Annotated in this window: 6 protein-coding genes and 2 pseudogenes; 4 read left to right on the forward strand and 4 right to left on the reverse strand. The window is 63.7% G+C overall.

Annotated elements, in window-relative coordinates:
- Positions 1-892: 892 nt before the first annotated feature.
- From BM394_RS23835 to BM394_RS21175, 3 genes and pseudogenes are all read right to left on the reverse strand, one after another.
- A pseudogene (locus tag BM394_RS23835) lies at positions 893-1736 on the reverse strand (IS5 family transposase).
- Positions 1717-2578, reverse strand: a pseudogene (locus tag BM394_RS23995) (IS5 family transposase). The pseudogenes BM394_RS23835 and BM394_RS23995 overlap by 20 nt, the downstream one beginning before the upstream one ends.
- A 78-nt stretch (positions 2579-2656) precedes the next feature.
- Complete coding sequence (locus BM394_RS21175) at positions 2657-3343, reverse strand: metal-dependent transcriptional regulator (protein ID WP_092981308.1); 687 nt, start codon at positions 3341-3343, stop codon at positions 2657-2659.
- Between the two features lie 205 nt (positions 3344-3548).
- On the opposite strand from BM394_RS21175, the gene rlmN reads away from it, so the two are divergent.
- A complete protein-coding gene (rlmN, locus tag BM394_RS21180; protein ID WP_092981309.1) occupies positions 3549-4664 on the forward strand; it encodes a dual-specificity RNA methyltransferase RlmN in 1116 nt (371 codons plus the stop codon).
- A gap of 227 nt (positions 4665-4891) precedes the next feature.
- On the opposite strand, the gene BM394_RS21185 is transcribed toward rlmN, so the two are convergent.
- Positions 4892-5191: a DUF2631 domain-containing protein gene (locus BM394_RS21185; RefSeq protein WP_092981310.1), complete on the reverse strand. Its 300-nt coding sequence runs from the start codon at positions 5189-5191 to the stop codon at positions 4892-4894.
- Positions 5192-5496: 305 nt separating this feature from the next.
- Between BM394_RS21185 and dxr the strand changes: the two genes are divergently transcribed.
- From dxr to BM394_RS21200, 3 genes are all read left to right on the forward strand, one after another.
- Positions 5497-6750 carry a 1-deoxy-D-xylulose-5-phosphate reductoisomerase gene (gene dxr / locus BM394_RS21190; protein WP_245780363.1) on the forward strand — a complete coding sequence of 418 codons (1254 nt, stop codon included), beginning with the start codon at positions 5497-5499 and terminating at the stop codon, positions 6748-6750.
- Positions 6750-8030 carry a M50 family metallopeptidase gene (locus BM394_RS21195; RefSeq protein ID WP_092981312.1) on the forward strand — a complete coding sequence of 427 codons (1281 nt, stop codon included), beginning with the start codon at positions 6750-6752 and terminating at the stop codon, positions 8028-8030. The genes dxr and BM394_RS21195 overlap by 1 nt, the downstream gene beginning before the upstream one ends.
- Before the next feature lie 246 nt (positions 8031-8276).
- The coding region (locus BM394_RS21200) for a flavodoxin-dependent (E)-4-hydroxy-3-methylbut-2-enyl-diphosphate synthase (RefSeq protein WP_175530207.1) at positions 8277-8464 on the forward strand (188 nt) is incomplete at its 3' end.

An 8464-nucleotide genomic window follows, 5' to 3' on the forward strand; every position in this document is an offset into this window, starting at 1 on the left:
TGTGTAAACTTCAACATTCGATGTTTCGCAGGGCCGCTCTGAATGTCGACCCCGCGAAACAATCTATTTATTTTTGAGGTTTAAGCTATCGGTCCCGCGCATCCGTACCAGTTATTTCCACGCGGGTAACTATTATGTTCAGGGGTCCAAATGGTATAAACAAATCCTCCTGCGTTATCAACTACCATTTGAGCCATTTGCGGCACAGTACCAATGGAAGTTTCTATATAGAAAGTAAATTTGTATCGGGTTCGAGTGTCTGGGAAGTTTTTATCTGGCTCTTTGCTTCCTCGATGTGCGAGATTTGAGAAGCACCTAAGGAAATCATCTTGATCTCTCTCGTAAACTGGATGTGTATTTCCGCTTGAATTTGGATGAGCGATATGGATTACGCCAGAACGCTCATCGCCGCAACCTAAGAATACTCCATTTTCATAATCTACGGCAGCACCGACCCAGCCTTCCTCGACATAGAGATCGTTTTCATTGTACTGGTATATACATGTCATAGGGGTAACTGCATGGTCAGGAGGAGGGGGAGCGGCCGATGCGCTTGTTGAGGAAATAACTAAGACTGATGATACCGCTAACGTTAAAATGGCCGTGCGCTTCAGTGCCGAGAGAAAATTCATTGATACCCTGATTTTCTTCGTTTGTACACAACCCCAACACCCGATCGGTGGGGAGTTTTTGTCTCTCTAGCTCGTTTTAAATTAATCGAATTAAATTTTCGGGGAAAATGAAAAATGCAATATAAACATTAAATACCACCAGATTAAAAAATTATTTTTAATTACGCAAAGAATATAATATCAAAAACAATTCAAATCAATATAGGGATTTTGTTTTAATATTTTCATGCAAATGGGGGATTGAAATTTTAGGCCGTGTCCTACGTGGTGTGTTTGCGGAGATGCTTGTAGCAGCATAGTGCCGCCGCAGGCCCGAGAAAGCCCAGGTAAAGTCGGGGGGGGGGGGGGCTCGTAGCGTGGGGACAGTCTCCGATATCCGGAGAGCCAGGAGAAGGTGCGTTCGACCGTCCAGCGATAGCGCCCGAGCCGTTGGTCCGAGTCGATTCCTTTCCGGGCGGTCCGGCCGGTGATGTGGCGCCCGTGGAGCCATCGTCGCAGTTCAGGGTGATCGTAGTCCTGGTCAGCGTAGATCCGGCGAGGTGTGGCGTGGCGCTCTCGGTCTGGGTCGTGTCTCGACTGGTGACCGGAGACCCTCTGGATCAAGCCGTGGCTGTCGTGGGTGTTGCCGGCTGAGACACCAACGGCGACGGGCAGTCCGCCCGTCTCGGACAGGACGTGCAGCTTGGAACCCGGTTTGTCTCGGTCCACGGGACTTAGACCTGTGTGTTCGCCCCTTTTTTGACCGCACATGCGATGTGTTGAGCAGGACGCGGGAGAGATCTATCAGTTCGGCGCTCTCCAGCTGATCGAGGATTGCTCGGTGCAACCACCCCCACACTCCGGCTTAGGGCCAGATCCGAAACCGCCGGTGGACCGTGGACGTGCAGGCGCCGAAGCAGGGCGGCACGTGCCGCCACGAACAGCCGTTGACCAGCACGGATCCACGATCGCCGCAAACACCGCCTCATCGTCGACATTCGGAGTGCCACCACCCTACGGGCGGACCCGTGCCGCTGGCAGCAGCGGTTCGACGATCTCCCACAGCCCGTTCGGCACGATCCAGTCCCACTTGCCACTACGCCCATCAAGACCAACGAATCTCAACCACGTAGGACCCGATCTTAGACCGTGTATCACGTGGCGTGTTTTTGTAGCAGGGCAGTGCTGCGGTGAGGGTGAGAAAGGCGGTGAAGTTGGTGGCTGTGCGTTCGTATCGGGTGGTCAGTCGTCGGTGGCTGGTGAGCCAGGCCAGGCTGCGTTCGATGACCCATCGGTGGCGGCCGAGCGTGTGGCTGGGTTCGATGCCGGTGCGGGCGATGTGTGGAACGATGTTTCGCTGCCGGAGTCAGGTACGCAGCGTGTCGTCGTCGTTGTAGGCTTTGTCGGCGTGGAGCTTGGTGGGTGTGCCTCGACCGTGGCCTCGTCGAGAGCGGAGCTTCGGGATCGCGTTGACCAGGGGTTTCATCCCGTTGCTGTCGTGGGTGTTGGCCGCCGAGACCGCCACCGCCAGCGGGAGACCGGCCTGATCGGAAAGCAGGTGGATCGTCAAACCGGCTTTACCTCGATCAACCGGACTGGGCCCGGTCATCGATCCCCCTTTTTCGCGCGAACCGTGGCCGCATCAACCACCGCGCGAGCCCACTCGAGCTCGCCCTGAGCACCGAGTTCGTCCAGCACCGCTTGGTGTACCCGGCGCCAGAGTCCGGCCTCGGTCCACTGTTGAAACCGGCGGTGTGCCGTGGGCACCGTGGCACCGAACGACGGCGGCAGGTCTCGCCAGGAACAGCCACTGGTCAGGACGTAGACGATCGCGGTAAACACCGCCCGATCATCCGTCGGAACTGTCCCACCACCCTGCGGCCGCTGTGCAAAGCCCGGAATCAACGGACGGACCAACTCCCCGACCACTCATCCGGCACCAACCGCTGCGACAGCCGATCCACCATCACCCACGATCATGCCACCCACGACAACGCCACGTGAGACATGCTCTTAATGCTACTGCCGATCCGGTGTGGAAGAAATCACTTCTGGACCGTGATGGACAGTGTCTGGGCTATCTCGGAGCCGAGGAAGTGCGTCTCGACCGTTTCGGATTCGCCGACTCGTACCACCAGTGGTCCGCCGAAGGGTTTGCGCTCCACGAACTCGATCCGATTTCCCAGCGTCAAACCGTGATCGGTGAGGTAACGCAGCAGTTCGGAGTCGGTGTCCCACACCCGCGCGATCGTGCCGACGGTGCCCGGTTCCAGGTGCTCCAGCAGTCTGGTCGTGGGTTTTTCCACCACCCCGTCCGCGGTCGGGATCGGATCGCCGTGGGGATCGTGGGTGGGGTGTTCGAGCTTGGCCGCTATGTGCTCGATGAGCTCGTCCGAGACGGCGTGCTCCAGCGAGTCCGCCTCGTCGTGCACCTCGTCCCAGGTGTAGCCGAGAATCTCCACCAGGAACAACTCCAGCAGCCGATGTCTGCGCAGCACGTCGCAGGCGAGTCTGCGCCCCTCGGTGGTGAGTTCGACACTCCGGTACCGCTCGTGGGTGACCAGGCCGAGCTGCGCCAGTTTGTTGATCATCCCTGACACCGATGACGGGCTCAGTCCGAGACGAGCGGTCAGCGTGGTGTTCGTGACCGCCGCGCCGCGTTCGCCCAGCCCGTAGATCGTCCGTACGTAGTCCTCCACGGAGGCTGAGTGGCGCTCAACCATGCCAGTCATGGCTTCACGATAGGACGGCGCTCGCGAACCTCGCCCGCACCCCGCGCAGCGGATGCCGACCGCCACTGCGCGCGTTCGGATTTGTCCGTTCGGTAATCGACTCCTGTCGCGTCCGGTCCGGGTGGACCCGCCCGGAGTGCCCCGCCCGACTCGGCGGGTGACCGCCGCGTTCGTCCGCTCGTCCTCGTGGGATAATGCAGGTGCTATGACCTCGCAGTCCCTACCTCTCGTCTTCGACGCGCCCAAGCGGGGGATGCCTCCCAGGCATCTCGCCGATCTGTCCGCGGAACAGCGTCGTGCCGCCGTTTCCGAACTGGGTGAGAAGCCGTTCCGCGCACGGCAACTCGCGCAGCACTACTTCGGCAGGCTCACGGCCGATGTGTGGTCGATGAGTGATGTCCCGGCCGCCAGCAGGCAGGTGTTGGCGAACGAGCTGCTGCCCACGCTGCTGACCGCCGTGAACAACCTCGACACGGACGAGGGGGAGACCCGCAAGACGCTGTGGCGGGCGCACGACGGGACCACCCTGGAAAGCGTGCTGATGCGCTATCCGGAACGGGCCACCGTCTGCATCTCCAGTCAGGCGGGTTGTGGCATGGCCTGCCCGTTCTGCGCCACCGGGCAGGGGGGTCTGCAGCGCAACCTGTCGACCGCGGAGATAGTCGAACAGGTTCGGCAGGCCGCCGCCATGATGCGGGACGGGGAGTTGCCCGGTGGAGAGGGCAGGCTCTCCAACGTCGTTTTCATGGGCATGGGGGAGCCGCTGGCGAACTACCGAAGGGTCATCGACGCGGTGCACCGCATCTGTGACCCCGCCCCCGACGGGCTGGGACTGTCCCAGCGCTCGGTGACCATCTCCACCGTGGGGCTCGCACCCGCCATCCGACGAATGACGGAGGAAGGGCTCCAGGTCACGCTCGCCGTTTCGCTGCACACACCCGATGACGAGTTGCGGGACACACTGGTTCCGGTCAACAACCGCTGGAAGGTCGAGGAAGTGCTGCAGGCGGCACGTGGTTACGCCGAGCACACCGGCAGGCGCGTCTCGGTGGAGTACGCGTTGATCCGCGAGATGAACGACCAGCCCTGGCGAGCCGATCTGCTCGGCAAACTGCTGCACGAGCACCTGGGGAGGTTCGCCCACGTCAACGTCATCCCGTTGAATCCCACGCCGGGAAGCAAGTGGGACGCGAGCCCGAAACCGGTGGAGCGCGAGTTCGTGCGGCGCGTGCGCGAGGCGGGGGTATCCTGCACGGTGCGCGACACCCGCGGTCAGGAGATCGCCGCCGCGTGCGGGCAACTGGCCGCCGAGAGCTCCTGATCGAAGGTTTTCCGGTCGGGTTGTCGGGATGCTCGCTGGCGGTGCCTCGTTCGAGGATCTCCGGCTCCGGGAGACCCGCGCACACCGACAGCACGACAGCAAGGCAGCAGTGAGCGGCCGTGGGAGCGGCGTCGCGTAGTGCGCCTACGCGACGCCGGAGAGCTCCTCGCCCGAAACTCGGCGACGCTGCCCACCGCCCGGAGGGCGTGTCGGCATCGTCACGAGATTCAGCGTCGCCACGAGGTGCGGCGCCTGCGCAGGTCGTAGATCAGCGCGATCGCCATTCCCAGCGCGATCACGATCAGCCAGATGTCCGCGCTGATGGGGCGACCACCACCACTGAGGAGTCCCTGGTGGTTGCCGATGAGCATCATCACCATCGCGAAGGTGGAGAACCAGCCCGCGATCTGGATGCCCTTCGGGAACGATCCGTGCCAGCCCCATTCCACCGAGGGCTCTTCGGCAGGATCGATCGCCTGGGTCGGTGTCCGTTCGCTCTGGGTCTGCTCCAGCTCCGTGCTTGCCACATTCCCCTCCTGTAACCGTCGCGACTCCCGGCCTCGGAGCCGCGGACGCCGAATCGTCGGCACGGGGCGGTACACGGCTTCGTCGCGGATCGAACTGCCGCACGGCACGAGGACCGCCGATGTCGACCATCCTCGCACACCGCCGGGCGGTTGCCGCCGCAGTGTTGTCGGCAGTGTGACCGGTCACTCCTGGTTCCCGATTGTTCCTGGTTCCCGGTCGATCCGGGCCGGTTCAACGGCCACTCGGTTCCGCCGAACGCGACCGCGATGACGCGTGACGTCGCCGGTGGGTGACAATGACCCCGATGGTCTCCGCCCAACCGGATACGCGCGCCCGGCGCGAGGAACGCGACACGGTGCACACTGTCACGCTGCTGGGATCCACCGGCTCCATCGGTACCCAGGCGTTGGAAGTCATCCGGCAGGCCCCCGAGCGGTTCCGGGTGGTCGGTCTGGCCGCCGGTGGCAACGATCCCGCGGCGCTGGCCGCGCAGGCCCTCGAACTCGGGGTGGAGGTCGTGGCCGTGGCCCGGGCCACGGCTGTGGAGGACATGCAGCTCGCGCTCTACGCCGAGGCGCAGCGGCTCGGCTACTCGACCGGTCGTTTCCGGCTGCCACGGCTGTTGGCCGGACCGGACGCCGCCACGGATCTGGTGCGCGAGACCGAGGCCGATGTGGTCCTCAACGGCATGGACGGTTCGCGGGGACTGCGTCCCACGCTCGCCGCCCTGCACGCGGGCTCGCGGCTGGCGCTGGCGAACAAGGAGTCGCTGGTCGCGGGGGGTCCGCTGGTCACGAGGGCCGCTTCCCCCGGGCAGATCGTCCCGGTGGACTCCGAGCACTCCGCGCTGGCGCAGTGCCTGTGGGCCGGTCGGGGCGAGGAGGTGGAACGGCTCGTGCTGACCGCCTCCGGTGGGCCGTTCCGGGGCTACGACCGCGAGGCGTTGCACGAGGTGAGCGTCGAGCAGGCGCTCGCACACCCCACGTGGTCCATGGGGACGGTCGTGACCATCAACTCGGCGACGATGGTGAACAAGAGTCTGGAACTGATCGAGGCCCACCTGCTGTTCGGCGTGGAGTACGAGCGCATCGACGTCGTGGTGCATCCGCAGTCGATCGTGCACTCGATGGTCACCTACGTCGACGGCGCCACCATCGCGCAGGCCAGCACACCCGACATGCGGCTGCCGATCGCGCTCGGCCTGGGCTGGCCCGACCGGATAGGCGGAGTCACTCCACGGCTGACGTTCGAACAGGCGGCCTCGTGGACCTTCGAACCGCTCGACGACACGGCCTTTCCCGCCGTGCGGTTGGCTCGGGAGGCCGGTGGGCGGGGCGGATGCCTGCCCGCGATCTACAACGCCGCGAACGAGGAGGCGGTGGCCGCGTTCGTCGCCGGTAACAGTCGTTTCACCAGCATCGTGCACACTGTGGAGGAGGTACTGGCAGGGGCCGACGCCTGGTGCGCCGAGCCGGCCAGCGTGGACGAGGTGTTCGAAGCCGAGGAGTGGGCCCGCCGCAGAGCCCGCGAACTCGCCGGTATGGAAAGAGCGCATTGATGCTTGTCGTGCTGGGCATCCTGATTTTCTTCCTCGGGCTGTTGTTCTCGATCGCTTGGCACGAGTTGGGCCACCTCGCGACGGCGAAGATGTTCGGCGTCAAAGTGACCCAGTACATGGTCGGGTTCGGCCGCACGCTGTTCTCCCGGCAGGGCAAGGAGACGGAGTACGGCGTCAAGGCCGTTCCGTTCGGCGGTTTCATCCGGATGATCGGCATGTTCCCGCCGAAGCGGGACGAGGAATACGGGCGCACGGCTTCCTCCGCACCGTGGCGGGCCATGGTCGAGGACGCCAGGCAGGCCGTGGCCGAGGAGGTCCGGCCCGAGGATTCCCACCGGCAGTTCTACCAGCGCAAACCCTGGAAGCGGATCATCGTGATGGCCGCGGGGCCGTTCATGAACCTGATCCTGGCCATCGGCATCTTCACCTCGGTGCTGATGGGCTACGGGATCGCGGAGCCCACCACCACGATTCACTCGGTCAGCGAGTGCGTGGTGCCCGAAGATCAGAACACGGAGGAGTGCCCTCCGGACGCGCCGAAATCACCCGCGGCGACGGCGGGTTTCCGGCCCGGTGACGAGATCATCCGGTTCAACGGTCAGTGGGTCGAGTCGTGGTCGGAGCTGCGCGACTCGATCCGCGATGCCTCCGGCACCGCGACCGTGCTCGTCGAGCGGGACGGGGAGAGGCTCACGCTCCGCCCCGAGCTCATGCAGAATCCCCAGCCGAGACTGGGTGAGGCGGAGGGCTTGGTCGAGGTCGGTTTCCTCGGAGTGGTCCCCACCGATCACCTGGTGCGGCAGAACTTCGGTCAGGTCGTCACCCGGATCGGCACCATGATCGGCGCGACCGCGCAGAAGGTCGTGGAGCTGCCCAGCAAGGTGCCTGATCTGGTGGCCGCCATCGGCGGGCAGGAGCGAGCGGAGGACTCCCCGGTGGGGGTGGTCGGCGCGAGTCGGCTGGGCGGTGAGGTGCTCTCCTACGACAAGCTCTCCGTCAGTGCCCGGTTGATCATGATGGTGCAGCTGTTGGCGGGTGTGAACCTCTCGCTGTTCCTGATCAACATGCTGCCCCTGCTGCCGCTGGACGGTGGGCACATCGCGGGTGCGTTCTGGGAGGCACTGCGGCGCAACTTCGCGAAGCTGACCCGCAGGCCCGATCCGGGGCCGTTCGACACGGCCAAGCTGATGCCGTTGGCCTACGGGATCAGCATCGTGTTCATCGCGTACTCGCTGCTGGTGTTGGTCGCGGACGTGGTCAACCCGGTCACGTTCACTTGATCCCCCGGTAACAGCGTTCCGAAAGGTCCCGCTGGCATCACGCACCGTGTTATTAAACTCACCCGCCAGGCCTGCTGAGAAGGCGGGAATCACTCGAAAGGTGACTTCCCGTTCGAGCCGTGGTCCGTGCCGGTATCGTGGGTGGCGGTCCGGTGCCTCTCACCCGCCGGGCCCCGTCACCCCGAGGTTCCCGTCATATCGCGGGACCGACAATTCGATCCGCATTGCGAAGGTGGAGAAGACGCGATGACCGTCGATCTGGGCATGCCCGCCAATCCCGAACCGGTACTCGCGGAACGGCGTAAAACCCGCCAGTTACAGGTCGGACCGGTCGGTGTTGGTAGTGATCATCCGGTTTCGGTGCAGACGATGACGACGACGAACACCACCGATATCAACGGGACGTTGCAGCAGATCGCGGAGTTGACCGCGTC

The sequence above is a fragment of the Actinopolyspora lacussalsi subsp. righensis genome (assembly GCF_900116555.1).
GTDB lineage: Bacteria > Actinomycetota > Actinomycetes > Mycobacteriales > Pseudonocardiaceae > Actinopolyspora > Actinopolyspora lacussalsi.

What these genes read in the sequence shown, in the direction of transcription:
- BM394_RS21195 (WP_092981312.1), top strand. Translation starts at nt 6,750, where the DNA reads ATGCTTGTCGTGCTGGGCATCCTGATTTTCTTCCTCGGGCTGTTGTTC.
- BM394_RS21175 (WP_092981308.1), bottom strand. Translation starts at nt 3,343, where the DNA reads ATGACTGGCATGGTTGAGCGCCACTCAGCCTCCGTGGAGGACTACGTA.
- rlmN (WP_092981309.1), top strand. Translation starts at nt 3,549, where the DNA reads ATGACCTCGCAGTCCCTACCTCTCGTCTTCGACGCGCCCAAGCGGGGG.
- dxr (WP_245780363.1), top strand. Translation starts at nt 5,497, where the DNA reads ATGGTCTCCGCCCAACCGGATACGCGCGCCCGGCGCGAGGAACGCGAC.